Origin of the sequence: Roseateles noduli, assembly GCF_050626985.1 — a bacterium.
Lineage (GTDB): Bacteria > Pseudomonadota > Gammaproteobacteria > Burkholderiales > Burkholderiaceae_C > Roseateles > Roseateles noduli_A.
Genome location: NZ_CP192463.1, coordinates 1261515 through 1285544 on the forward strand (window position 1 = coordinate 1261515; position 24030 = coordinate 1285544).

Below are 24030 nucleotides of genomic sequence, written 5' to 3' on the forward strand. Positions count from 1 at the left end.
CTCACCGAGGACCCCTCATGTCCAAGACATCGATTCCATTCACGACCGGCCCGCTGGAGGGCTATGCGCAGCCCGACGCGCAGGGCCGCTTCGGCCCCGTGTCCACCGCGAACTCGCACGGCTACTACGGCGGCCGCTTCGTCGCCGAGACGCTGATCCACGCGCTGGACGAGCTCAACGAGGCCTACGCCCGCTACAGCCAGGACCCGGAGTTCATCCGCGAGTTCCAGTACGAGCTGGCGCACTTCGTCGGTCGGCCGAGTCCGATCTATCACGCCAAGCGGTTGAGCAGCGAGCTCGGCGGCGCGCAGATCTTCCTCAAGCGCGAAGACCTGAACCACACCGGCGCGCACAAGGTCAACAACACCATCGGCCAGGCGCTGCTGGCCCGCCGCATGGGCAAGAAGCGCGTCATCGCGGAAACCGGCGCCGGCCAGCATGGCGTCGCCACCGCCACGATCTGCGCCCGCTACGGCATGGAGTGCGTGGTGTACATGGGCTCCGAGGACGTGAAGCGCCAGTCGCCGAACGTCTACCGGATGAACCTGCTCGGCGCGCGCGTCGTGCCGGTGGAGTCCGGTTCGAAGACGCTGAAGGACGCGCTCAACGAGGCGATGCGCGACTGGGTCACCAACATCGAGTCGACCTTCTACATCATCGGCACCGTGGCCGGCCCGCACCCGTATCCGATGATGGTTCGCGACTTCCAGCGCGTCATCGGCGACGAGTGCCTCGTGCAGATGCCGGAGATGACCGGCAGACAGCCCGACGCCGTCATCGCCTGCGTCGGCGGCGGCAGCAACGCGATCGGGATCTTCTACCCGTACATCCCGCACGGGGGCGTGCGCCTGATCGGCGTCGAGGCCGCGGGGCAGGGCGTCGACACGCCCAGGCATGCGGCCACGCTGAGCGCCGGCTCGCCCGGCGTGCTGCACGGCAATCGCACCTATCTGCTGCAGGACGACGCGGGACAGATCATCGAGACGCATTCGATCTCCGCCGGTCTGGACTACCCGGGCGTCGGCCCGGAGCACGCCTACCTGAAGGACATCGGCCGTGCCGAGTACGTCGGCGCCACCGATGCCGAGGCGCTGGCGGCCTTCCACCGGCTGTGCCGCACCGAGGGCATCATCCCCGCGCTGGAATCGAGCCATGCGCTGGCGCATGCGATCAAGCTGGCGCCGACGATGCGTCCCGACCAGCACCTGCTGATCAACCTTTCCGGCCGCGGCGACAAGGACATCGGCACCGTCGCCGACCTGTCGGGTGCCGAGTACTTCGACCGGCCCTCGATGGCCGGCCACGCCGTGAAGGGAGGTGCGCAATGAGCCGCATCCAAGCCACCTTCGCCCGCCTGGGCGCCGAAGGCCGCAAGGCCTTGATCCCGTACGTGACCGCCGGCGATCCGTATGCGGATGTGACCGTGGAGCTGATGCTGGCGATGGCCAAGGCCGGCGCCGACGTGATCGAGCTGGGGGTGCCGTTCTCCGACCCCATGGCCGACGGCCCCGTGATCCAGAAGGCCAGCGAACGCGCGCTGGCCAAGGGCATCACGCTGACGCACGTGCTGGAGATGGTCCGGGACTTCCGCCAGCACGATGACGCGACGCCGGTTGTGCTGATGGGCTATGCGAACCCGGTCGAGCGCTTCGGTCTGGAGCGCTTCGTGACCGAGGCCAAGGCTGCCGGCGTCGACGGCGTGCTGGTCGTCGACTATCCGCCCGAGGAATGCGAGCGTTTTGCCGCGGCGCTGAAGGCGCAGGGGCTGGATCCGATCTTCCTGCTGGCGCCCACCTCGACGGACGAACGCGTCGCCCGTCTCGGACGGTTGGCCAGCGGCTACGTCTACTACGTCTCGTTGAAGGGCGTGACTGGCGCCGGGCACCTGGACACCGGCGCTGTCGCCGAGGCGATCCCGCGTCTGCGCAAGCACGTGTCTATCCCGCTGGGGGTCGGTTTCGGCATCCGCGATGGGGCGACGGCCGCCGCCGTGGCGCGCCATGCGGACGCGGTGGTGATCGGTTCGGCCCTCGTCCAGCTGATCGAGTCGCAGACAAGGGATAATGTCGCGATCCAGGCAGCGGCCTTCATCCGAGACATCCGCGCCGCGCTGGACGCCTGACGGGGCAAGCTGCCCTGTTGCGCGTCTGGCGATAGACATAGGAGCCCGCCATGAGTTGGCTTGAGAAACTGCTTCCCCCGAAGATCCAGCAGACCGACCCCGACCAGCGCCGCACGGTGCCGGAAGGCCTGTGGATCAAGTGCCCGTCCTGCGAAACGGTGTTGTACAAGACCGACCTCGAGCAGAACGTCAACGTCTGCCCGAAGTGCGGTCACCACCATCGCATCGGCGCCCGCGCCCGCCTGGATGCGTTCCTGGACGGCGAAGGCCGCTACGAGGTCGGCCAGGAAGTGCTGCCCGTGGACGCGCTGAAGTTCAAGGACAGCAAGAAGTATCCGGACCGGCTCAAGGAAGCGCTGGAATCGACCGGCGAGACCGACGCGCTGGTCGTCATGGGCGGCGCGGTGATGAGCATCCCGGTGGTCACCGCGTGCTTCGAGTTCGACTTCATGGGCGGTTCGATGGGCTCCGTGGTCGGCGAGCGCTTCGCGCGCGGCGTCGAGACCGCGCTGGAGCAGAAGACCCCGTTCATCTGCTTCACCGCCACCGGCGGCGCGCGGATGCAGGAAGGCCTGCTCTCGCTGATGCAGATGGCCAAGTCCAACGCCGCGCTCACGCGTCTGGCCAAGGCAAAGCTGCCTTACGTCAGCGTGCTGACCGACCCGACGATGGGTGGCGTGTCGGCGAGCTTCGCGTTCGTCGGCGACATCGTCATCGCCGAACCGAAGGCGCTGATCGGCTTCGCCGGCCCGCGCGTCATCGAGAACACCGTGCGCGAGAAGCTGCCCCCGGGCTTCCAGCGCGCCGAGTTCCTGATGGAGAAGGGCGCGATCGACATGATCGTCGACCGCCGCAAGCTGCGTGAGGTCATCGCCCGCAACCTGGCCATCCTGCAGCGGCAGAGTTCCGACGCGGTCGCCTGACGTCGCGACGGCGAACCGCCCTCGGGGCGGTGGCGGTACTCAGCACGGCCAGACCACTCCCGGTCTGGCCGTCTTCATTTGAGGCTTGGAATTCCTGATGTCCAACATTTCGAACGATCTGTCCATTCCCGTGCTGACCCCCGGCGGCGACGCGCAGCAGGTGCTCGACGCCTGGCTGGCCCGCTGCGAGCGGCTGCATCCGAAGGACATCGACATGACGCTGGCGCGTGTCGCCGAGATGCGCCAGCGCCTGAACCTGAACTTCGGCCCGGACACACCGGTCGTGATGGTCGCCGGCACGAACGGCAAGGGATCGACCTGCGCCATGCTGGAAAGCGTCGCGCTGCAGGCGGGCTACCGCGTCGGCCTTTACATCAAGCCGCACCTGGTGCACTTCCAGGAGCGCTGCCGCGTCGGCGGCCGGCCGGTGGACGCCGCGGCGCTGCTGCCGCACTTCGAGGCGGTGGAGCAGGCCCGCGGCGAGCTGGCGCTGACCTATTTCGAGTTCACGACGCTCGCGATCCTGCACAAGCTGGCGTCCGAGCCGCTGGACCTGGTGATCCTGGAAGTCGGCCTGGGCGGGCGCCTGGATGCGGTGAACGTCATGGACGCCGATTGCAGCGTCATCACGAGCATCGACCTGGACCATACCGAGTACCTCGGCCCGGATCGCGAGTCCGTGGGCCGCGAGAAGGCGCACATCATGCGACCGGGCAAGCCGGCCATCGTGTCCGATCCGATGCCGCCGGCCTCGATCGCGGCGTATGCCGAGTCCATCGGCGCCGAGGTGCGCCAGCTCGGACGCGACTTCAGCTATTCGGGCGATCGCCAGCAATGGCAGTGGGCCGGACGCGCGCGGCGCTACAGCGGCATGTCCTACCCGGCGCTGCGCGGCGTCAACCAGCTGCTGAATGCCTCCGGCGTGCTGGCGGTCTTCGAGGCGCTGTACGAGCGGCTCCCGATCTCCGCGCAGGCGGTGCGCGCGGGGCTGGCGCTGGTCGAACTGCCGGGCCGTTTCCAGGTGATCCCGGGCTCGCCGATGCTGGTGCTGGACGTCGCGCACAACCCGCATGCGGTGGCGGCGCTGGCCCAGAACCTCGACCAGATGGGCTTCTACCCGCGCACCCGTGCCGTCTTCGGCGCGATGGCGGACAAGGACCTCGCCAACATCCTGGCGCGCATCTCGCCGCTGATCGACCACTGGCATTTCTGCGACCTGCCGATCGCGCGTGCGGCGACCGCCCAGGCGCTGCGGACACGTTTCGACGAGGCGCGCGCCGCCGGCACGCTGCAGACGCCGAAGGAAGTCGGCGCATCGCTGCACCCGGACCCCGCGTCGGCCCTGGCCGCGGCGGCGGCCGAGGCGGACCCCGCTGATAGAATTTTGGTCTTCGGTTCGTTCTTCACCGTGGGCGGCGTGCTCAAGAACGGCATCCCGAGACTGGGCGGCGGCGTCCAGCCGGAATCCGAATCTTGAAGCGGGCGGCATTGAGCGCTTCGCAACGCTGCATTCGAATCTCTCGCAGTTGAAGTCGGCGGCCCTGTCCGTACCTACGGAGGGGCCGCTTTCCGCTCCGGGGCCCAGGGTCCCGAAGGCACTCCCGCGGCGACGGCGCGGCATCAACCAGGTTCTCCGAGTACATGGGTTTTCTGTCCTTCCTGAAGCGCGGCGAAGCGAACGACTCCGGCGACCGAGGCGGTGATCGGGCTGAGCGGGGCCGTTCCGGCGATGGCGGGCGAGGGCGCGCCCGCGGCGGTGCCGAGGCGGTCGACGACGTCCAGCAACTGCGCTTGCGGGCGCGCCGTCGCCTGATCGGCGCCGCGGTGCTGGTGGGCGTCGCGGTGATCGTGTTCCCGTTGCTGTTCGAGACCCAGCCGCGTCCGATCCCGGTCGACCTGCCGATCGACATCCCGCGCAAGGACGGGGCCACGCCGCTGACCATACCCGCGCCGACTGCTCCGACCTCGCGCGGTCAGACCGCCGGGGCCGATGCCGGTCGCGGCATCATCACCGAGTCCGCCGAGCAAGCCGCCGCCGACCGGCCGGTCCCGCCGCCGGAAGCGCCGCGCGACCCGGTGGCCGATCAGGTGGCCCAGGCCATGCCGCCCACGCGCATGGACACCAAGCCTGACGAGCGCGCGACGATCGCCGAGCCCGCCCGCCCGGCGCGTATCGAGCCCAAGCCTGAACACAAGCCCGAGGTCAGACCCGAGACCAAGCCGGAACGCAAGCCCGAGCCCAAGGTCGACGCCAAGCCCGAACGCAAGCCTGATCCGAAACCCGACACCCGCTCGGCGGATGCCGCACGCGCCCAGGCGCTGCTGGAGGGGCGGCCTTCCTCCGAGAGAAAGCCGGACGCGTCCGCGTCCGCTGCGCGTTTCATCGTGCAGGTCGGTGCCTACGCCGACGGCAAGGCCGCGCAGGATGTGCGGGTGAAGGTCGAGCGCATGGGCCTGAAGACGTACACGCAGGCGGTCGACACGGCGGACGGCAAGCGCATCCGCGTGCGGGTGGGGCCGTTCAATTCGCGCGACGAGGCGGACAAGGTCGCGGCGAAAGTCCGCGGCGGCGGCCTGTCGTCGGCCGTGCTGACGCTCTGACGGGCCGGCACGGAGACCGTCACGATGCACGACCATGAACCCGCCTCAGCGCACCTCCGATCGCCGCGATGAACTGGGTCGACCTCGCGCTGCTGAGCCTGCTCGTCATCTCGGTCCTGCTGGGCGCCTGGCGCGGCCTGGTGTTCGAGCTGATGACCATCGCCGGCTGGCTGGTGGCCTACGCGGCCTCGCCCTTCGTGGCGCCGTTCATCGAGCGCTTCCTGCCGGCGGAGAAGATCGGTCCGGCGCTGATCCATGCCCTCGGGCTGGTGCTGGCCTTCATCCTGGTGCTGCTGATCTGGGGCCTCGGCGCGAAGCTGATCCGGGCCCTGATCCACGCGACACCGCTGGGTGTGCTGGACCGGCTCGGCGGCGCTGCCTTCGGCGTGCTGCGCGCGGTGCTGCTGGCGCTGCTGGCGACCGTCATCGTCGACATGACGCCGGCCGTGCGCTCGCAGCCGTGGGCCGAATCGCAGATCGCGCCCTGGCTGCAGGCCACGCTCACGCAGGTGAAGCCGCTGTTGCCCGCGGCCCTGCAAGACTACATTCCGGCCTGAGCGTCACGAGCGCTCCGGCCGTCGTTTTCCTCCCGTTCCAGAAGCATTAAGGACCTCCCCATGTGCGGCATCGTCGGTGTGATTTCCAAGGCGCCGGTCAACCAGCTGATCTATGACGCGCTGCTGCTGCTGCAGCATCGCGGCCAGGACGCGGCCGGCATCGTCACGATGCAGGGTCAGAAGTGCTTCATGCACAAGGCGCGTGGCATGGTGCGCGACGTGTTCCGCACCCGCAACATGCGCGGGCTGCCCGGCAACGTCGGCCTCGGCCAGGTGCGCTACCCGACGGCGGGCAACGCCTATTCGGAAGAGGAAGCGCAGCCCTTCTACGTCAACGCGCCCTACGGCATCGTGCTGGTCCACAACGGCAACCTCACCAACGCGCATGCGCTGAAGGACGAGCTGTTCGACGTCGACCGCCGCCACATCAACACCGAGAGCGATACCGAAGTCCTGATCAACGTGCTCGCGCATGAGCTCGAGCGGGCCGGCCGCGACCTGCCGCTGACGCCGGCGCAGATCTTCAAGGCCGTGGGCACGGTGCACAAGCGGATCAAGGGCTCCTACGCCGTGATCGCCCTGATCGCCGGGCATGGCCTGCTCGCATTCCGCGACCCCTACGGCATCCGCCCCTTGTGCTTCGGCCAGGCCGCCGACGGCGAGGTCATGGTCGCCAGCGAGAGCGTGGCGCTCGAAGGCACGGCGCACACGCTGACGCGCGACCTCGCGCCCGGCGAGGCGCTGTTCATCGACACCCACGGCACGGTCCACACGCAGCAGTGCGCCGAGAACCCGACGCTGAACCCCTGCATGTTCGAGTTCGTCTATCTGGCGCGCCCGGACTCGGTGATGGACGGCATCTCGGTCTACCAGGCCCGGCTGAACATGGGCGAGACCCTGGCCCAGCGCCTGATCTCGACGATCCCGCCGAGCGAGATCGACGTCGTCATCCCGATTCCCGAGTCCAGCCGCCCGTCGGCGATGCAGCTCGCGCACCGCATCGGCAAGCCGTATCGCGAGGGCTTCGTGAAGAACCGCTACGTCGGCCGGACCTTCATCATGCCGGGCCAGTCCACGCGCAAGAAGTCGGTGCGCCAGAAGCTCAACGCGATCGGGCTCGAATTCAAGGGCCGCAACGTGCTGCTGGTCGACGACTCCATCGTGCGCGGCACGACCTCCAAGGAAATCGTCCAGATGGCCCGCGAGGCCGGCGCGAACAAGGTCTACCTGGCCTCGGCCGCGCCGCCGGTGCGTTTCCCCAACGTCTACGGCATCGACATGCCGACCAAGGAGGAACTGATCGCCCATGGCCGCTCGATCGAGGAGATCCGCCAGTTCATCGGCGCCGACGCGCTGATCTACCAGGACGTCGATGCGATGAAGCGCGTGGTCGGCCAGCTGCGCCCGGGGCTGAACGGCTTCGAGGCCTCCTGCTTCGACGGCACCTACATCACCGGCGACGTATCGGCCGAGGACTTCGCCACGCTGCAGGCGCAGCGCAAGTCGCAGCCCGAGGAAGAGGACATGCCGGCGCGCAGCCGCCTGGCGCTGCAGAGCGGCGGGGACCAGTGATGGGCAATGACAAGAAGGGCGGCATCCCGCGCGTGGACCTGCCCGCCGACGTTCGGCTGGACACGCTCGCCGTGCGCGAGGGCCTGCCGCCGTCGCCGTGGGGCGAGAACTCCGAAGCGCTGTACCTGACCAGCTCCTTCGTGCATCCGGACGCGGCCACCGCCGCGCGCCGTTTCGCCAACGAGGAAGAGGCCTTCGTCTACAGCCGCTTCTCGAATCCCACGGTCATGATGATGGAGCGCCGGCTCGCCGCGCTCGAAGGCACCGAGGCCTGCATCGCGACCTCGTCGGGCATGTCCGCGATCATGCTGCTGGTCATGGGTCTGCTGAAGTCCGGCGACCACGTGGTGTGTTCGCGCTCGGTGTTCGGCTCGACCATCAAGCTGCTGCAGGGCGAGTTCGGCAAGTTCGGCGTCCAGACGACCTTCGTGTCGCAGACCGACCTGGCCGAGTGGAAGGGGGCCCTGCAACCCAACACGAAGCTGCTGTTCGCCGAGACGCCGACCAATCCGCTGACCGAGGTCTGCGATGTCGCCGCGCTGGCGGAGATCGCGCACGCGCACGGCGCGCTGCTGGCCGTCGACAACTGCTTCGCCTCGCCCGCGCTGCAGCAGCCGGCGAAGATGGGCGCGGACTTCATCATCCATTCCGGCACCAAGTACCTCGACGGGCAGGGCCGCGTGATCGCGGGCGCGATCTGCGCCTCCGCGAAGCACGTCGACGAGGTGTTCACCCCGGTGATGCGCTCGGTGGGCATGTCGCTGTCGCCGTTCAACGCCTGGGTCGTGCTCAAGGGCATGGAGACGCTGTCGGTGCGCATGAAGGCGCAGACCGCGAGCGCCGCCGTGTTGGCCGAATGGCTGGAGGCGCACCCCGGCATCGAGCGTGTGTACTACCCGGGCCTGAAGTCGCATCCGCAGCATGAGCTCGCGATGCGCCAGCAAGGCGGGCAGGGCGGGGCGGTCGTGTCCTTCATCGTGAAGAGCGGTGGCGAGGACGGCGGCCGCGCCGCGGCGTTCCAGGTGATCGACCAGACGCGCATCTGCTCGATCACCGCCAACCTCGGCGACACCAAGACCACCATCACGCATCCGGCCAGCACCTCGCACGGCCGGCTCACCGAGCCGCAGCGCCAGGCGGCCGGCATCACGCAGGGTCTGATCCGCGTCGCGGTCGGCCTGGAAGACATCGAAGACATCAAGGCCGACCTGGCCCGCGGTTTGAATTCCCTATGACGACTCCTTCCACCCCGGTCCGCACCCGCATCGCCCCGTCGCCGACGGGCTTCCTGCACCTCGGCACGGCGCGCACGGCGCTGTTCTCGTGGGCCTACGCGCGCCACTACGGCGGCGAATTCGTGCTGCGCATCGAGGACACCGACGTCGCGCGATCAACGCAGGATTCGGTCGACCAGATCCTGGCATCGATGCGGTGGCTGGGCCTCGAGTACGACGAGGGCCCGGTCTACCAGATGCAGCGCCTGGAGCGCTATCACGCGGTGATCGAGCAGATGATCGCGGCCGGCACCGCCTACCGTTGCTACTGCTCGCCCGAGGAGCTCGCCGCGATGAAGGCAGGCCAGGAGGCCCGCGGCGAGAAGCGCCGCTACGACGGCACCTGGCGTCCGGAGCCGGGCAAGACGCTGCCCGCGATTCCTGCGGGCATCGAGCCGGTGGTGCGTTTCAAGAATCCGATCGACGGCGACGTGACCTGGGACGACCTGGTCAAGGGACCGATCACGATCAACAACCGCGAGATTGACGACCTCATCCTGCTGCGTCCGGACGGCGTCCCGACCTACAACTTCGCGGTCGTGATCGACGACTGGGACATGAAGATCACCCACGTCTTCCGCGGCGACGAGCACATCAACAACACGCCCTGGCAGATCAACCTTTTCAACGCGCTGGGCGCGGCGTTGCCGGCGTTCGGGCACATCCCGGTGATCCTGGGCGACGACGGACTGAAGCTGTCCAAGCGCCGCGGCGCGGTCAGCGTCACCGCGTATGAGGAAAACGGCTATCTGCCCGAGGCGATGCTGAACTACCTGTCGCGCCTGGGCTGGAGCCACGGCGACGACGAGCTCTACAGCGTGTCGCAGCTGGTGTCGTGGTTCGATGGCAGTCACATCTCGAAGAGCCCCGCGCAGTGGGATCCGGCCAAGCTGGAATGGGTCAACTCGCACTACATCAAGCAGGCCGATGACGCGCGTCTGGCGTCGCTGGTGGCGGCGCAACTCGGCAAGCGTGGCCTGGCCGCGCCGGAGCGCCTCGAAGCGATGTGCGCGCTGTTCAAGGATCGCTGCAGTACCACGGTGGCGCTGGCAGACTGGCTGGCGATGTATGTGTCGCCGGTGACGCCGAGCGAGGCGGATCGCGCCCAGCACCTCACCGATGCCGTGAAGCCGGCCGTGCTGGCGCTGGCGGACAAGCTCGACGCGCTGGCGAATTGGGACAAGGCATCGATCAGCGCCGCGATCAAGGAAACGATCACGGCGCACGGCATCAAGATGCCGCAACTGGCGATTCCCGTGCGGGTGCTGGCCTGCGGTCGTTCGCAGACGCCGTCGGTGGATGCGGTGCTGGAACTTTTCGACAAAGAAATTTTGTTGAACCGCTTGCGTTCCGTTTAAAACTCGATCTATACTCTCGTTCTCGCTTGAACAGCGCGACGTTCGAAACGAACTTCGAAGCGGCAGACGATGAATAAACGGGGAGCGCGAGCTCCCCGATGAAATTCAGAAAGCCGAAAAGAAGCCGGATCGAATTCCCCGAAGGGGGTATAGCTCAGCTGGGAGAGCGCTTGCATGGCATGCAAGAGGTCAGCGGTTCGATCCCGCTTACCTCCACCAAACTTCAGTTTGCGTGGCGCGCGGTTCAAGGAAGAAGGTTCAGTCCCCTTCGTCTAGAGGCCTAGGACACCACCCTTTCACGGTGGCTACAGGGGTTCGAATCCCCTAGGGGACGCCAAGTTTCGAACTTGGTTACTGACCAGAAATTGAACGAGAAAATCGAAAATTTCTTCGGAAATCGATTTGATCGTTGTCAAAATCAGGTACAGTAACGAAATCGACGCAGCGATGACATCAAGTAATTGATGGAATCAAAGCAGGAAGAGTTTGATGCGACAGATCGAAAGGTCTTGAGTATCTGGAGTGGTAGTTCAGTTGGTTAGAATACCGGCCTGTCACGCCGGGGGTCGCGGGTTCGAGCCCCGTCCACTCCGCCAACACAGTTGAGACTCGGGCGGCGTACCGATTCGATGCGAAAGCATTCGGGGGTATAGCTCAGCTGGGAGAGCGCTTGCATGGCATGCAAGAGGTCAGCGGTTCGATCCCGCTTACCTCCACCAGAACGCCTTCGGGTGTGACGGTTGCAAGGTACGCGCAGTTCGAGTCAAAACAAGCAGGTCCTGTCCCCTTCGTCTAGAGGCCTAGGACACCACCCTTTCACGGTGGCTACAGGGGTTCGAATCCCCTAGGGGACGCCAAGTTTGACAAGGCTTGGCTGCATCGCGGTTCTGAATGGAACTGATTGCTTGCAGCAGAACTTGTTCGCAAATGATATCGATGCACCCAATAGCGTCGTATCTGGAGTGGTAGTTCAGTTGGTTAGAATACCGGCCTGTCACGCCGGGGGTCGCGGGTTCGAGCCCCGTCCACTCCGCCAACATTAGAACCCTGTCGATGCAAATCGGCAGGGTTTTTTCTTTGGTCGTCGCTTTTGTTCTTCAATCAGATATCCGGATACTCGCGCTTGCGCTGCGCCGTATAACTCCACCAATCCCGGGGAGGACTGCCGTTCATGAAATCCACGGCGGCCATATAAGTATCCAGGACACATGGATCGTGCCGCTGACCGGTGAGTTTGCAAATCCGTTGATACAGCGCGAACGCGTCGGCGCCCACGAGATCCACCGGCTGATGAATCCCCATCAATTCGAAATCCCGCACCATCGCCGGTCCGATGTTGGGAATCTGCCGCAGAGACGCGCATTCGGCGGCCGAGGCCGCTTTGGTGTGCGTCTTTCGCGCGCTCATGAGGGGATCGCGGCGCTCAATGGAAGCCGCCGGAACGGATCAGGCCGACGGCCAGGCCTTCGATTGCAAACTCCTCGTCGGGGCTGACCTCGATCGGTTGGAAGTCAGAGTTCTCCGGCAGCAGGCGGATGCCGTCGGCATGGCGCTGGAAGCGCTTCACGGTGACCTCTTCACCGATGCGCGCCACGACGACCTGGCCGTTGCGCGCCTCGCTGATCTTCTGAACGGCGAGCAGGTCGCCGTCCATGATGCCGATGTCCTTCATGCTCATGCCTTTGACGCGGAGCAGGAAGTCGGGCGCCTTCGAGAACATCGAGGGGTCGACGCTATAGTGCTGCTCGACATGTTCCTCGGCGAGGATCGGCGCGCCGGCGGCGACGCGGCCCACGAGCGGCAGCGTCAACTGCGCGAGGCTTGCCAGCGGCAGCGCGAACTGGCTGTGCTCCCGGGCGCGATTGACCTGACGCAAGGCGGTCGACGGCAAGCGGATCCCGCGTGCGGTACCGCCAACCAGCTCGATGACGCCTTTTCGCGCCAGGGCCTGCAGGTGCTCCTCGGCCGCATTCGCGGACTTGAATCCCAGCTGCTGCGCGATCTCCGCGCGGGTGGGCGGCGAGCCGGTGCTCTCGATGCTGTCACGGACCAGATCGAAGATCTGCTGTTGCCGGGCAGTGAGTTTGGGCGGTGTATCCACGAGCAAGCCTTTATTCCATTGAGGACCGGATGTCGAAACGCGGCGACCCTGATGGTTCGAAAGCCGCCTGAGAATTCATCCAGCATCTGGATTTTTATACAGGAGACGAGAAATTGCAAAGTGTGGCCCAGACCCTCGTGATCATCGGCACCGGCGGGACCATCGCCGGGGCCTCCGGCAGTGCGACGGACAACGTCGGCTACAAGGCCGGCTCGCTGTCGGTCGAGTCGCTGGTGAGCGCGGTACCGGCGTTGGCGTCGAAGGCGCTCGAGGCTGAACAACTGGCTCAGCTCGACAGCAAGGACATGGATCACGCGACCTGGGCGCGACTCGCGCGCCGGGTGCGGGAGCATCTGGATCGCCCCGAGGTCCGCGGCATCGTGATCACGCATGGCACCGACACGCTCGAGGAGACCGCTTACCTGCTGCAGCGCGTGCTGGCGCCGGAAAAACCGGTGGTCCTGACGGCCGCGATGCGCCCCGCGACGGCCATCCAGGCGGACGGTCCGCAGAACCTGCTGGATGCGGTGGCTGTTGCCGAAGCCGAAAGCGTGCGCGGTGTCGTCGCGGTCGTGGCGGGTCAGGTGTGGTCCGGTCTGGAGCTGCGCAAGACGCACAGCTATCGCCTGAACGCCTTCGAGGCGGGGCCCGACGCCGGTCCACTGGCCGTGGTGGAGGAGGGCGCGCTGCGCCGTTTCCGCGACTGGCCGCAAGGCGAGGCGTTGGGCGTGACTCTGCTTCCCGAAGACGCGTCGCGGTGGCCTTGGGTCGAGGTGCTCGGCAGCCACGCGGGCTCGGAGGCGCGTTCGCTCGACGCGTGGCGTGCGGCGGGGCTCCAGGGGCTGGTGCTGGCCTGTACCGGAAATGGCACGCTGAATCGTGCGCTGGACGCGCCCGTGCAGGCGCTGAAGGACGCCGGTATCCCGGTCTGGCGAACGACGCGCTGCGCGCAGGGGCGCATCGTCGGCGCGTCCGACGAGCCCGCGGCCGCGCTGTCGCCCTGGGCGGCGCGCATCGAATTGATGCTCACGCTGCTGCGCTCCCGCTGATCTCACCGCGCCAACGAACGCGCGCGCAAGCATGCGCCAACGAAAAAGCGCCGGCACTGCCGGCGCTTTTTTCATTGAGCGTCCGGAACGAGCCGGACCTGGATGATCAGACGATCGTCAGCGTGACGTCGATGTTGCCGCGCGTGGCGTTCGAGTACGGGCAGACCTCATGGGCTTCGGCGACCAGCTTCTCCAGCGCGGCGCGGTCCATGCCCGGCACGGAGATCTTCATCGACACGGCGATGCCGAAGGCGCCCGGCTTGTTGGCGTGGGGGCCGATGCCGACTTCGCTGGTGATCGAGACTTCGGCCGGCAGTGCGACCTTGTTGCGACCCGAGACGGCCTTCATCGCGCCGATGAAGCAGGCCGAGTAGCCCGCTGCGAACAGCTGTTCCGGGTTGGTGCCGGGGCCGCCGCCGCCGCCGAGTTCCTTCGGCGTGGACAGATCGACCTTCAGCGCGCCGTCGGACGATTGCGCGGTGCCTTGACGGCCGCCGGTGGCGGTGGCGGTGGCGGTGTAGAGGGCTTTTTCGATGGCCATGTGAGGCTCCTTGGTGGTGATGGGTGAGGGTGAAAGGACAACTCGGGGTCAGGTCTCGCCATCCTCGTCGACAGTGACGGGATCAGCGGGATCGCGTGCCAGATGGGTCAGTACATTGGCTCGCAATTCATGCAGGCGTCTTGTCAGCGACTCCAGTTCGGCGGGACCGCAGGCGCTGGCGCAGGCCAGTTGTTCGGGGATGGCGACGGCTTGCTCGCGCAGTGCGCGGCCGGCGGGCGTCAGGTGGATCTCGACGCGGCGCTCATCGGCCGCGGCGCGGCGGCGCTCGATGAGGCCGTTCGATTCCAGGCGTTTCAGCAGCGGCGTCAGCGTGCCGGAGTCCAGGTTCAAGCGTTGCCCCAGATCGGAGACGCTCGGGCCGCCGGTCTCCCACAGCACCAGCATCGCCAGGTATTGCGGATAGGTCAGGCCCAGGGGAGCCAGCAGCGGCTTGTAGAGCTTCGTCATCGCCAGCGAGGTCGAATAGAGCGCGAAGCACAGCTGCACATCCAGCTTCAGCCAGTCCGTGCCCGCGGGCCCCGGCTGGGCGCGGGTCGCGGCCGGGGCGGCGGCGTCCTGCAGGCTGATGGGGGTTGTGGTTGGCATGGGTCGAACTATAGCGAGCAATTAAATTGCACGCAATTGAAATGGTCTTTATCTTCCATTGTTGAAGCCGACTATCGGGCGCGTTCCACAGGCCGCATGGAATGTCATAGCTTGCGGGATTACCCGGATTCCGAGCGGTGGGGGAGACCCGAGACACTGCGCGCGCCTCGACGAGGCGACAGCGACGCAACGCAACGCAAGGATCCTCACGAGGTCCGTGACGTCGGTGCAACCGGAAAAGCGGCATGGCGGCAGAGCCTGGGACCATGCCTATTCACAGGGAGTTTCATGAACACGTACCTCCAGCGGCGCTTGCCGCGCGTGCTCGCATGCCTGCTCGGCAGCGCCGCCGCCGCGATCGCCCAGACGACTACCGTCGTCGACAACACCTCGGCCGGCTTCACTGCTGGCTATGCATGGACGTCGAGCACTGCGGGCTCGCCGACTTTTGCAGGCGCGAACCACCTCGTGGCCAGCGGGCTGAGCAACATCATCGACAACACCTCGCCCAACTTCTCCACGATTGGCAATTGGTCGACGTTGACGGACGGCACCGGGATCTACGGAACGAACTACCTGTCGGCCCCGATGTCGTCGCGTTCAATCTATCGCTATCCCGCCGTGGTAGCCGACAACCGCTCCAACTCGGTCTACCGGTTCAACAACATGTGGGCGGCGGGCACGACCTTGTCCGGCTACTACGGCCAGGACTACGCCTACATCGAGCCCAACTTCGTCAACTATCCGAAGATCGTTCAGTACGAGGTGGACATCTTCAATCAGGGTGGGATTTCTGGAAGCCGGCAGATGACGCTGTCTGCGCATTGGCCGACGTCGTCGACCAACGCCACGAATACGGTGTTCCGTGTGCGTACCTATGGCGGCGCGCTCCTCGCTCAATACACCGTCAACCAACGCCAGAGTTCGGGCGAGTGGAAGCTGCTGGGGCCTGCGTTCACGGCCTCGTACCAGTCGCAGCTGAGGATCGAGGTCGATGCTACCAACGCGGATGGCCGCGTGATCGCGGACGCGATCCGGTTGGACACGGTGGACTCCGTGCCCGTTAACACCGCCAGATGGCAGTTGCCCTCCAACGGGCCGAGTGGCACGCAGGACGTCTATGCGCGTTGGCCCGAGGGCGGGCTCAACGGTCTGGCGGTGTGGACGGCAGTGGGCGGCAACGGCAGCAGCAAGCCGGTCCCCACCTATCAAAGCCAGATCGGCGGTCGGTGGATCAAGGTCGGCGAGGCGAGTCTGAGTGGTCCCCAATCGAACGCGGTCCTGCTCGAGGAATCGACCCTCAACGGGGGGCATTTGGCTGCGGACGCGATCGCCTATGTCCCGCAGAGCAGCTTCCCGTCTGCGCAGTGGTTCTTCAATACAGGGGGGGCGCCGACGGACATCTACGTCCAATGGTCGGCCGATGCTTCACGCGCGCCGGATGCCCGGTACATCGTCACCACGTATCTCGGATCCTCCTGTGCAGTGGTCGAGCGTGCGATCACGGTCGATCAGCGCGATGCGGGTGCCGCCACCGGAACCTACCTGGGGCGGTTCACGTCGGACCGCAGTTGCCCGGCGGAGACGAAGGTCGAACTGATGCCTGGCAACGGCGTGGGCACGCTGTCGGCGGACGCGGTCCGGTTCGTCACATTCTGACGGTTGATCCCGACCGCGTTCTGAACTGCGATGGTGCCGGCCTAGCCCGCGAACGTCTGCGCGTAGTGGTCGGCTGATGATTCGACGCGACCTTCGTCAGCCTCTGACGAAGCAAAGGCGACGGGCTCAGCCCGTCGCCTGGATCGCGTCCACCTGCTCGCTGAGCTCCAGCCACCGCAGTTCCGCGGCCTCGACCTCGTCGCCGATGGCCTTCAGGCGCTTGCCGGCGTCCGCGATCTGCGCGGGCGTCTGGCCGGCGCCCGACAGCTGCGCCTCCAGCGCGGCGCGCTCGTCCGCCCACGCCTTCATGCGGGCGTCGATCTGTTCCATCTCCTTGCGCAGCGGGCGCGTCTGCTCGGACAGCTTCTGACGGGCCTGGCCGCTGAGCTTGCGGTCCTCGCGCTTGACGGGGGCGGGCGGCGTCACCGGCAAGGCGGCCACGGGCGCCGCTGCCACGGCCACGGGGGCCGGCGCAGGGGCGGAGGCCGCGCTGCTGGCGCGCGCGCTGCGCAGGGCCTGCTTGGCCTCTTCCTTGGCGAGTTTCGCGGCCTCCTTGGACCGATCCAGCAGCCAGCGCTGGTAATCGTCCAGGTCGCCGTCGAAGGGCGCCAGCTTGCCGTCGGCCACCAGCCAGAACTCGTCGCAGACCTCGCGCAGCAGCGCGCGGTCATGGCTGACCAGCATGACGGTGCCCTCGAACTCGTTGAGCGCCATCGACAGCGCCTCGCGCGTCTGCAGGTCCAGGTGGTTGGTCGGTTCGTCCAGCAGCAGCAGGTTGGGGCGCTGCCAGACCAGCATCGCCAGCACCAGCCGCGCCTTCTCGCCGCCCGACAGGCTGCCCACGTCCTGGTTCACCATGTCGCCGACGAAGCGGAACTGGCCGAGGAAGTCGCGCAGCTCCTGCTCGCGGGCGTTCGGGCTGACCTCCTTGGCCAGGCGGATCATGTGCATCAGCGGGCCTTCATCAGGCCGCAGCACGTCCATCTCCTGCTGCGCGAAGTAGCCGATCGACAGGCCCTTGCCCTCGGTGATCGTGCCGCCCATCGCGCGCTGCATGCGCGCCACCGTCTTCACGAAGGTCGACTTGCCCTGGCCGTTCGCGCCGAGGATGCCGAAGCGCTGGCCGGCCAGCACCGAGCGGTCGATGCCGCGCACGATGACCTTCTCGCCTTCGTCCGTGTCGTAGCCGACGGACACGGTGTCGAACATCAGCATCGGGTTGGGCAGGTTCAACGGCTCGCGGAACTCGAAGCTGAAGTCCGACGCCGTCAGCACCGGCGCGAGGCGCTCCATGCGCTCCAGCGCCTTCACGCGGCTCTGCGCCTGCTTGGCCTTGCTGGCCTTGGCCTTGAAGCGGTCGATGAACTTCTGCAGATGCGCCATGCGCTCTTGCTGCTTGCTGAAGGCCTGCTGCTGCTGGAGCATGCGCTCGGCGCGCATCGACTCGAACGCGGTGTAGTTGCCGCCGTAGCGGTACAGCTTCGCATCGTCCAGATGCAGCGTGACCTTGGTGATCGCGTCCAGGAATTCGCGGTCATGGCTGATGATGATCATCGTGCCTTCATAGCGCTGCAGCCACGCTTCCAGCCAGACCAGGGCGTCCAGGTCCAAGTGGTTCGTCGGCTCGTCCAGCAGCATCAGGTCGGACGGGCACATCAGCGCGCGCGCCAGCTGCAGCCGCATGCGCCAGCCGCCGGAGAAGCTGTTGACCGGCGCATCGACCTGCGCGCCCTTGAAGCCCAGGCCCATCATCAGCGCCTGTGCGCGGGCGGGGGCGTCGAGGCTGCCGGCGTCCATCAGCTGCGCGTAGGCATCGGCGATGGCGTGGCCGTCGTCGGCGGCTTCGGCCTCGGCCAGCGCCTGGCGCGCGGCCATCAGGCGGACGTCCCCCTCCAGCACGAACTCGGTGGCCGGCATGTCGGTCTCGGGCATGTGCTGCGCCACTTCGGCGAGCGCCCAGTGGCGCGGGATCTCCACGTCGCCCTTGTCGCTGTGCAGGCGGTCGGTCAGCAGCGAGAACAGGCTGGACTTGCCCGCGCCGTTGCGGCCGACGAGGCCGACCTTCTCGCCGGGTTGCAGCACGACGCTCGCGTCATCGAGAACGACCTTGGTGCCGCGGCGCAGCACGATGTTGCGCAGCGTGATCATGGGGAAACTCCTTGTTCGTCGTCATCGCCGAAGCCCGCGGCGACCAGCGCCTCGCGGGTCAGCAGCAGGACCTGGTCCTCGCCGGCGGAGGTTTCCAGCCAGGCGGATTCAAGTTGGGGGAAGGCGGCCTCGAAGAAGGCGCGCTCGTTGCCGATCTCCAGGACCAGCACCGCGTGAGGCGTCATCTGCGCGGGGGCGTCGGACAGCAGCGTGCGGATGAAGTCCATCCCGTCGGCGCCGCCCGCGAGGGCGAGTTCGGGCTCGGCGCGGTACTCGTGCGGCAGCGCCGCCATCGAGGTGCTGTTCACGTACGGCGGGTTGCACAGGATCAGGTCGTAGGGACCCTGCGCCGGCGCGAGGCCGTCGCCCTGCAGCAACCGGATGCGATCGCCGAGCTGATGACGCTCGACGTTGATCGCCGCCACGGCGAGTGCCTCGGCGCTCAGGTCGATGGCGTCGACCGCCACATCGGGCCAGGCCATCGCGGCCAGCACGGCCAGGCTGCCGTTGCCGGTGCACAGGTCCAGCACGCGGGTGGTCTGGTCCGACAGCCACGCATCGATGGTCGCGTCGGCCAGCAGCTCGGCAATGAAGCTGCGCGGCACGATGGCGCGCTCATCGACGTAGAAGGGCACGCCCTGCAGCCACGCTTCGCGCGTCAGGTAGGCGGCGGGCTTGCGCGTCGCGATGCGTTCGGCGACCAGCGCCTCGACCTTCGCCCGACCGGTGTCGTCGACGGCATCGCCCTCGTGCTCGTCCAGCGCGTCCAGCGGCAGGTCCAGCGCCCACAGGGCCAGCCAGGCGGCCTCGTCGAAGGCGTTCGTCGTGCCATGCCCAAACGAAACGCCCGCCTCACGGAGGCGGGCGGCCTGGGCCTCGATCAATTCCAACAGCGTCACAGCAGCAGATTCTCCAGGGTGCGTCGGTAGATGCGCGTCAACGGCGCGATCTGGTCCAGCGGCACGTATTCGTCGATCTTGTGGATGCTCGCATTGAGCGGTCCGAATTCCACCACCTGCGGGCAGAGCTTGGCGATGAAGCGGCCATCCGAGGTGCCGCCGGTCGTGGACAACTCGGCGGTCACGCCGGTCTCGGCCTCGATGGCCGCAACGATCGCGGCCGACAGATCGCCCACCGGCGTCAGGAAGGGCTCGCCGGACAGCGTCCAGTCCAGCGCGTACTCGAGGCCGTGGCGGTCCAGCAGCGCATGCACCCGCTGGCGCAGGGCCTCCGGCGTCGATTCGGTCGAGAAGCGGAAGTTGAAGTCCACCACCATCTCGCCCGGGATCACATTGCCGGCGCCTGTGCCGGCGCCGATGTTGGAGATCTGGAAGGTCGTCGGCGGGAAATAGGCGTTGCCGCGATCCCACTCGCTCGCGGCCAGTTCGGCCAACGCCGGCGCGGCCTGGTGGACCGGGTTGCGCGCCAGATGCGGGTAGGCGACGTGGCCCTGCACGCCGATCACGCGCAGCTTGCCGGAGAGCGAGCCGCGCCGGCCGTTCTTGACGGTGTCCCCGAGGCGCTCGACGGAGGTCGGCTCGCCGACGATGCAGTAGTCGAGCCGCTCGCCGCGTGCGCGCAGGCGCTCGACGCAGACCACCGTGCCGTCACGCGCCGGGCCTTCCTCATCGCTCGTCAGCAGAAAAGCGACGCTGCCGCGATGGTCGGGATGCATCGCGGCGAAGTCTTCCGCGGCGACGACCATCGCCGCCAGCGAGGTCTTCATGTCGGCCGCGCCGCGCCCGTACAGGCGGTCGCCTCGCACGGTCGGGACGAAAGGATCGCTGGTCCACTTCGCGAGGTCACCGGTGGGCACGACGTCCGTGTGGCCGGCGAAGACCAGCAACGGACCGTCCGGCGACTGCCCGCGGCGCACGGCCCACAGGTTGCTGACGCGGAAGTCGTCCGGCCCGCTGTCCATGCGTTCGAGCGTGAAGCCCGCCCCGGCCAGCCGCGCGCCGATCAATTCCAGGCACCCGGCATCGGCCGGCGTGACCGACGGGCGGGCGATCAACTGCTCCAGCAGCGCGAGGGTCAGGTCGTCCATCGGTCGGTGGGATCGTGTGTGCGGCGCGGGCCTCAGCCCGGCTGCACGTCCAGCGTGATGGAGGTGAAGTTGGCGGTGTCCTCGGCCGGTTCTTCCCGCTTCGGCGCGCCGGGGCCGCCGGGCTTGACGCCGGGGCCGTCGTTCTGCAGACGCCAGAGCAGGTTGGTCGGCGAATCGGCGAAGGCCAGGCCTTCCTCGCGCGTGATCGTGCCCTCGGTGATGAGGCGGGCGAAGTGTTCCTCGAAGCTCTGCGAGCCCTCGGCCATCGACTTCTCCATCGCCTCCTTGACGCCGGCGAAGTCGCCTTGCTCGATCAGCTCGGCGACCAGCTTGGTGTTCAGCAGGATTTCCGTGACCGGCACGCGGCCGCCCGCGGCGGCGCGCACCAGGCGCTGCGAGACCACCGCCTTCAGGCCGGCGCCCAGGTCGTTCAGCATCGCCGGACGCGATTCCGGCGTGTAGAAGGACATGATCCGGTTGAGCGCGTGGTAGCTGTTGTTGCCGTGCAGGGTCGCGACGACCAGGTGGCCCGACAGCGCGTACGAGATCGCGGCGGTCATCGTCTCGCGGTCGCGGATCTCGCCGATCAGGATGCAGTCCGGCGCCTGGCGCAGCGCGTTCTTCAGCGCGATCTGCAGCGACGCGGTGTCGCGGCCGACCTCGCGCTGATTGACCAGCGAGCGCTTGTTGGTGAACAGGTATTCCAGCGGATCCTCGATCGTGAGGATGTGGCCGGTCATCGTCTGGTTGCGGTGCTCCAGCATCGACGCCAGCGTGGTGCTCTTGCCGGTGCCGGTCGCGCCGACCATCAGGATCAGGCCGCGCTTCTCGGTGATCAGCTTGGCCAGGATGGGCGGCAGGCCCAGGCTGTCCAGCGTCGGGATGACGTGCGGGATGTGCCGGAACACCGCCGCGATCGAGCCGCGCTGGCGGAAGCCCGACAGCCGGAAGCTGCCGACCTTGGGGATGGAGACCGCCAGGTTGAGCTCGCCGTTGGTGTCGAGCTCGGACATGTGCTGCGGGTCGACGACCTCGGAGATCAGCGCGCGCGGCTGGGCCGGGGTCAGGAGTTGATCCGACAGCTGCAGCATCTGCCCGTTGATCCGGATCAGCACCGGCATGTTGGCCGACAGGTAGGTGTCGGATGCGCCTTTCTCGGCCATCAGGCGCAGGATGCGCTCCATGTTTCCCGTGCTCATGCGGTCTCCTCCGGACGGATGATCTTCTTCAGCGTGGCGTCGTGAGGCTCGTGGGCTCAGGCGCGCAGCAGTTCGTTGATGGACGTTTTCGCGCGCGTGCCGGCGTCGACCTTCTTGACGATGATCGCGGCGTACAGGCTGTACTTGTCGTTCTTGGGCAGGCTGCCGCTGATGACGACGGAGCCGGCCGGGACGCGGCCGTACGTGACGGTGTCCGTCTCGCGGTCGTAGATCGGGGTGCTCTGGCCGATGTAGACGCCCATCGAGATGACCGAGTTCTCCTCGACGATCACGCCCTCGACGATCTCCGAGCGGGCGCCGATGAAGCAGTTGTCCTCGATGATGGTCGGGTTGGCCTGCAGCGGTTCCAGCACGCCGCCGATGCCGACGCCGCCGGACAGGTGGACGTGCTTGCCGATCTGGGCGCAGGAGCCGACGGTGGCCCAGGTGTCGACCATCGTGCCCTCGTCGACGTAGGCGCCGATGTTGACGTAGGACGGCATCAGCACCACGTTCTTCGCCATGAAGCTGCCGCGGCGCGCGACGGCCGGAGGCACGACGCGCACGCCGGCGGCGCGCAGCTGCTCGTCGGTCTGGCCGCCGAACTTGGTCGGGACCTTGTCGAAGAAGGTCATGTCGCCGGCGCCCATCTGGCGGTTGTCGTTCAGGCGGAACGACAGCAGCACGGCCTTCTTGACCCACTGGTGCACGGTCCATTCACCGACGGCCTTGCGTTCGGCCACGCGCAGCGTGCCGGCGTCCAGGGCGGCGATCACTTCGTCCACCGCCGCGCGCACTTCGGGGCTGTTGGCGGAGGTCAGGTTGGCGCGGCCTTCCCAGGCGAGGTCGATGATCGATTGCAGGTCTTGCGTCATGGTGCGGGGATGTGTTCGAGGGGGATGCGGGGGGAGCGGTGTGAGTGAGGCCGTGACTGAAGCCGTGAGCGGTCAGGGCGACGGTTGCAGCTGCTTCACGAAGTCGACGATGCGGCGGGCGGCTTCCAGGCATTCGGCCTGTCCGGCCACCAGCGCCAGGCGGATGCGGCCGGCGCCGGGGTTGATCCCGTGGGCGTCGCGGGCCAGCAGGCTGCCGGGCAGAACGCCGACATTGTATTGAGCGAGCAGCCCCTGGGCGAAGCCAATATCGTTACCGTCTGGCACGGCCGCCCACAGGTAGAAACCCGCGTCGGGCAGGGCGACGTCGAGGACCTCGGCCAGCAGCGGCGTGACGGCGGCGAACTTGGCGCGGTACTGGGCGCGGTTGGCGATGACGTGGTCCTCGTCGTTCCAGGCGGCGATGCTGGCGGCCTGGATCATCGGGTTCATCGCCGAGCCGTGATAGGTCCGGTACAGCAGGAAGCGCTTGATCCACGCGGCGTCGCCCGCAACGAAGCCCGAGCGCATGCCCGGCACGTTGGAACGCTTGGACAGGCTGGTGAACGCGATCAGGTTGCGGAAGTCCGGACGGCCGAGCTGCGCGGCGGCCTGCAGGCCCGACAGCGGGGCGGCGTCGGGGCCGTCGCGGAAGTAGATCTCGGAGTAGCACTCGTCCGAGGCGATCACGAAGCCGTACCGGTCGCTGAGCTCGAACAGCGTCTGCCACTCGGACAGCGGCATGACCGCGCCGGTGGGGTTGCCCGGCGAGCAGACGTACAGCAGCTGCGTGCGCGACCAGGTCGCGTCGTCGATCTTCGACCAGTCGGGCGCGAAGTTGCGCGCCGGGTCGGAGTTGGCGAAGGCGGGCGTCGCGCCGGCCAGCAGCGCGGCGCCTTCGTAGATCTGATAGAACGGATTGGGGCAGACCACGGTCGCGCCGGGGCGGGACGGATCGATCACGACCTGCGCGAGCGCGAACAGCGCTTCCCGCGACCCGTTGACCGGCAGGATCTGCGTGGCCGGATCCAGGCTCAGCGCATAACGCCGCTGCAGCCAACCGGCGATGGCCTCGCGCAGCGGCAGCTGACCGGCGGTGGCGGGATAGCCCGACAGCCCCTTGAGGTTGGCCATCAGCGCGTCCTCGACCAGCTTCGGCGCCGGGTGTTTCGGCTCGCCGATGCCGAGCGAGATCGGCCGGAACTCGGGGTTCGGAACGATGCCCTGGGTCAGGGCGCTCAGCCGCTCGAACGGGTAGGGGTTCAGCAGCGCCAGTCGTGGATTGACCGACGGATCAATCGGCGGATGGGCCGAAGGCGAAGCAGGGGTGGAACTCATGCGCGGAATCATAGGGGGCGGGATGCCGACCCCCTGTACTTACATGGACAACGCAGGCTTGCC

The 24030-nt window shown here is 67.3% G+C and carries 21 protein-coding genes and 6 tRNA genes; 17 read left to right on the forward strand and 10 right to left on the reverse strand.

All coding sequences use genetic code 11. From position 1 onward, the window contains the following. The first annotated feature begins 53 nt into the window (after window positions 1-53). The 15 genes from trpB to ACQ4L4_RS05725 all read left to right on the forward strand — a co-directional run bounded on the left by trpB (window position 54) and on the right by ACQ4L4_RS05725 (window position 11443). The gene (gene trpB, locus ACQ4L4_RS05655; protein WP_431104881.1) at window positions 54-1328 is read left to right on the forward strand and encodes a tryptophan synthase subunit beta; all 1275 of its coding nucleotides are present in this window, start codon (window positions 54-56) and stop codon (window positions 1326-1328) included. Continuing rightward, complete coding sequence (gene trpA, locus ACQ4L4_RS05660) at window positions 1325-2122, forward strand: tryptophan synthase subunit alpha (RefSeq protein ID WP_431103264.1); 798 nt, start codon at window positions 1325-1327, stop codon at window positions 2120-2122. Before trpB ends, trpA begins: the two co-directional genes overlap by 4 nt. 50 nt (window positions 2123-2172) lie before the next feature. Further along, a complete protein-coding gene (accD, locus tag ACQ4L4_RS05665; RefSeq protein WP_067270997.1) occupies window positions 2173-3045 on the forward strand; it encodes an acetyl-CoA carboxylase, carboxyltransferase subunit beta in 873 nt (290 codons plus the stop codon). 97 nt (window positions 3046-3142) lie between these two features. Next, the gene (gene folC, locus ACQ4L4_RS05670) at window positions 3143-4522 is read left to right on the forward strand and encodes a bifunctional tetrahydrofolate synthase/dihydrofolate synthase (protein WP_431103265.1); all 1380 of its coding nucleotides are present in this window, start codon (window positions 3143-3145) and stop codon (window positions 4520-4522) included. Between the two features lie 164 nt (window positions 4523-4686). Further along, the gene (locus ACQ4L4_RS05675) at window positions 4687-5646 is read left to right on the forward strand and encodes an SPOR domain-containing protein (RefSeq protein ID WP_431103266.1); all 960 of its coding nucleotides are present in this window, start codon (window positions 4687-4689) and stop codon (window positions 5644-5646) included. Between the two features lie 68 nt (window positions 5647-5714). Next, window positions 5715-6203, forward strand: coding sequence for a CvpA family protein (locus ACQ4L4_RS05680; protein ID WP_431103267.1), 489 nt, complete (start codon window positions 5715-5717; stop codon window positions 6201-6203). A gap of 60 nt (window positions 6204-6263) precedes the next feature. Then, entirely contained in the window at window positions 6264-7775 is a 1512-nt protein-coding gene (purF, locus tag ACQ4L4_RS05685) for an amidophosphoribosyltransferase (protein ID WP_377155386.1), read from the forward strand. Next, window positions 7775-9010 carry an O-succinylhomoserine sulfhydrylase gene (locus ACQ4L4_RS05690; RefSeq protein WP_431103268.1) on the forward strand — a complete coding sequence of 412 codons (1236 nt, stop codon included), beginning with the start codon at window positions 7775-7777 and terminating at the stop codon, window positions 9008-9010. The genes purF and ACQ4L4_RS05690 overlap by 1 nt, the downstream gene beginning before the upstream one ends. Further along, on the forward strand, window positions 9007-10407 hold the full coding sequence (gltX, locus tag ACQ4L4_RS05695; protein ID WP_431103269.1) for a glutamate--tRNA ligase: 1401 nt from the start codon (window positions 9007-9009) through the stop codon (window positions 10405-10407). Before ACQ4L4_RS05690 ends, gltX begins: the two co-directional genes overlap by 4 nt. Window positions 10408-10550: 143 nt before the next feature. Beyond that, a tRNA-Ala gene (locus tag ACQ4L4_RS05700) sits at window positions 10551-10626 on the forward strand. Between the two features lie 42 nt (window positions 10627-10668). Then, window positions 10669-10744 (forward strand) — tRNA-Glu (locus tag ACQ4L4_RS05705). A gap of 182 nt (window positions 10745-10926) precedes the next feature. Then, window positions 10927-11003, forward strand: a tRNA-Asp gene (locus tag ACQ4L4_RS05710). Window positions 11004-11050: 47 nt separating this feature from the next. Beyond that, window positions 11051-11126: transfer RNA gene (locus ACQ4L4_RS05715), tRNA-Ala, on the forward strand. Between the two features lie 62 nt (window positions 11127-11188). After that, window positions 11189-11264, forward strand: a tRNA-Glu gene (locus ACQ4L4_RS05720). Between the two features lie 102 nt (window positions 11265-11366). Further along, window positions 11367-11443, forward strand: a tRNA-Asp gene (locus ACQ4L4_RS05725). Between the two features lie 65 nt (window positions 11444-11508). Here ACQ4L4_RS05725 and ACQ4L4_RS05730 read toward each other — a convergent pair. Together ACQ4L4_RS05730 and lexA are read right to left on the reverse strand one after the other, a co-directional pair. Beyond that, on the reverse strand, window positions 11509-11814 hold the full coding sequence (locus ACQ4L4_RS05730) for a helix-hairpin-helix domain-containing protein (protein ID WP_431103270.1): 306 nt from the start codon (window positions 11812-11814) through the stop codon (window positions 11509-11511). A gap of 16 nt (window positions 11815-11830) precedes the next feature. Next, window positions 11831-12508 carry a transcriptional repressor LexA gene (lexA, locus tag ACQ4L4_RS05735; RefSeq protein WP_431103271.1) on the reverse strand — a complete coding sequence of 226 codons (678 nt, stop codon included), beginning with the start codon at window positions 12506-12508 and terminating at the stop codon, window positions 11831-11833. 122 nt (window positions 12509-12630) lie between these two features. Here lexA and ACQ4L4_RS05740 point away from each other — a divergent pair, with 122 nt between their 5' ends. Further along, on the forward strand, window positions 12631-13557 hold the full coding sequence (locus ACQ4L4_RS05740; RefSeq protein WP_431103272.1) for an asparaginase: 927 nt from the start codon (window positions 12631-12633) through the stop codon (window positions 13555-13557). A gap of 106 nt (window positions 13558-13663) precedes the next feature. Here the strand turns inward: ACQ4L4_RS05740 and ACQ4L4_RS05745 are convergent, their stop codons facing one another. Next, window positions 13664-14098, reverse strand: a complete 435-nt coding sequence (locus ACQ4L4_RS05745; RefSeq protein WP_377155381.1) for an organic hydroperoxide resistance protein — start codon at window positions 14096-14098, stop codon at window positions 13664-13666. Between the two features lie 48 nt (window positions 14099-14146). After that, complete coding sequence (locus ACQ4L4_RS05750) at window positions 14147-14704, reverse strand: MarR family winged helix-turn-helix transcriptional regulator (protein ID WP_431103274.1); 558 nt, start codon at window positions 14702-14704, stop codon at window positions 14147-14149. Window positions 14705-14992: 288 nt separating this feature from the next. Between ACQ4L4_RS05750 and ACQ4L4_RS05755 the strand changes: the two genes are divergently transcribed. Continuing rightward, window positions 14993-16363: a hypothetical protein gene (locus tag ACQ4L4_RS05755; RefSeq protein ID WP_431103275.1), complete on the forward strand. Its 1371-nt coding sequence runs from the start codon at window positions 14993-14995 to the stop codon at window positions 16361-16363. 126 nt (window positions 16364-16489) lie between these two features. On the opposite strand, the gene ACQ4L4_RS05760 is transcribed toward ACQ4L4_RS05755, so the two are convergent. From ACQ4L4_RS05760 to dapC, 6 genes are all read right to left on the reverse strand, one after another. Further along, window positions 16490-18511 carry an ATP-binding cassette domain-containing protein gene (locus ACQ4L4_RS05760; protein WP_431103276.1) on the reverse strand — a complete coding sequence of 674 codons (2022 nt, stop codon included), beginning with the start codon at window positions 18509-18511 and terminating at the stop codon, window positions 16490-16492. Next, window positions 18508-19410 (reverse strand): 50S ribosomal protein L3 N(5)-glutamine methyltransferase, encoded by a 903-nt coding sequence (gene prmB, locus ACQ4L4_RS05765; protein ID WP_431103277.1) that lies wholly within the window; start codon window positions 19408-19410, stop codon window positions 18508-18510. The genes ACQ4L4_RS05760 and prmB overlap by 4 nt, the downstream gene beginning before the upstream one ends. Further along, a complete protein-coding gene (dapE, locus tag ACQ4L4_RS05770; protein ID WP_431103278.1) occupies window positions 19407-20558 on the reverse strand; it encodes a succinyl-diaminopimelate desuccinylase in 1152 nt (383 codons plus the stop codon). The genes prmB and dapE overlap by 4 nt, the downstream gene beginning before the upstream one ends. A gap of 32 nt (window positions 20559-20590) precedes the next feature. After that, window positions 20591-21757, reverse strand: coding sequence for a PilT/PilU family type 4a pilus ATPase (locus ACQ4L4_RS05775; RefSeq protein ID WP_377155375.1), 1167 nt, complete (start codon window positions 21755-21757; stop codon window positions 20591-20593). Between the two features lie 56 nt (window positions 21758-21813). After that, on the reverse strand, window positions 21814-22632 hold the full coding sequence (dapD, locus tag ACQ4L4_RS05780; RefSeq protein ID WP_431103279.1) for a 2,3,4,5-tetrahydropyridine-2,6-dicarboxylate N-succinyltransferase: 819 nt from the start codon (window positions 22630-22632) through the stop codon (window positions 21814-21816). A gap of 72 nt (window positions 22633-22704) precedes the next feature. Beyond that, window positions 22705-23967: a succinyldiaminopimelate transaminase gene (gene dapC / locus ACQ4L4_RS05785; protein WP_431103280.1), complete on the reverse strand. Its 1263-nt coding sequence runs from the start codon at window positions 23965-23967 to the stop codon at window positions 22705-22707. Window positions 23968-24030: the final 63 nt, after the last annotated feature.

Excerpts from the sequence above, each read along its gene's own strand:
- trpA (WP_431103264.1), top strand. The coding sequence starts at position 1,325 with ATGAGCCGCATCCAAGCCACCTTCGCCCGCCTGGGCGCCGAAGGCCGC.
- accD (WP_067270997.1), top strand. The coding sequence starts at position 2,173 with ATGAGTTGGCTTGAGAAACTGCTTCCCCCGAAGATCCAGCAGACCGAC.
- folC (WP_431103265.1), top strand. The coding sequence starts at position 3,143 with ATGTCCAACATTTCGAACGATCTGTCCATTCCCGTGCTGACCCCCGGC.
- ACQ4L4_RS05675 (WP_431103266.1), top strand. The coding sequence starts at position 4,687 with ATGGGTTTTCTGTCCTTCCTGAAGCGCGGCGAAGCGAACGACTCCGGC.
- ACQ4L4_RS05680 (WP_431103267.1), top strand. The coding sequence starts at position 5,715 with ATGAACTGGGTCGACCTCGCGCTGCTGAGCCTGCTCGTCATCTCGGTC.
- purF (WP_377155386.1), top strand. The coding sequence starts at position 6,264 with ATGTGCGGCATCGTCGGTGTGATTTCCAAGGCGCCGGTCAACCAGCTG.
- ACQ4L4_RS05690 (WP_431103268.1), top strand. The coding sequence starts at position 7,775 with ATGGGCAATGACAAGAAGGGCGGCATCCCGCGCGTGGACCTGCCCGCC.
- gltX (WP_431103269.1), top strand. The coding sequence starts at position 9,007 with ATGACGACTCCTTCCACCCCGGTCCGCACCCGCATCGCCCCGTCGCCG.
- ACQ4L4_RS05730 (WP_431103270.1), bottom strand. The coding sequence starts at position 11,814 with ATGAGCGCGCGAAAGACGCACACCAAAGCGGCCTCGGCCGCCGAATGC.
- ACQ4L4_RS05745 (WP_377155381.1), bottom strand. The coding sequence starts at position 14,098 with ATGGCCATCGAAAAAGCCCTCTACACCGCCACCGCCACCGCCACCGGC.
- ACQ4L4_RS05750 (WP_431103274.1), bottom strand. The coding sequence starts at position 14,704 with ATGCCAACCACAACCCCCATCAGCCTGCAGGACGCCGCCGCCCCGGCC.
- ACQ4L4_RS05755 (WP_431103275.1), top strand. The coding sequence starts at position 14,993 with ATGAACACGTACCTCCAGCGGCGCTTGCCGCGCGTGCTCGCATGCCTG.
- ACQ4L4_RS05760 (WP_431103276.1), bottom strand. The coding sequence starts at position 18,511 with ATGATCACGCTGCGCAACATCGTGCTGCGCCGCGGCACCAAGGTCGTT.
- dapE (WP_431103278.1), bottom strand. The coding sequence starts at position 20,558 with ATGGACGACCTGACCCTCGCGCTGCTGGAGCAGTTGATCGCCCGCCCG.
- ACQ4L4_RS05775 (WP_377155375.1), bottom strand. The coding sequence starts at position 21,757 with ATGAGCACGGGAAACATGGAGCGCATCCTGCGCCTGATGGCCGAGAAA.
- dapD (WP_431103279.1), bottom strand. The coding sequence starts at position 22,632 with ATGACGCAAGACCTGCAATCGATCATCGACCTCGCCTGGGAAGGCCGC.
- dapC (WP_431103280.1), bottom strand. The coding sequence starts at position 23,967 with ATGAGTTCCACCCCTGCTTCGCCTTCGGCCCATCCGCCGATTGATCCG.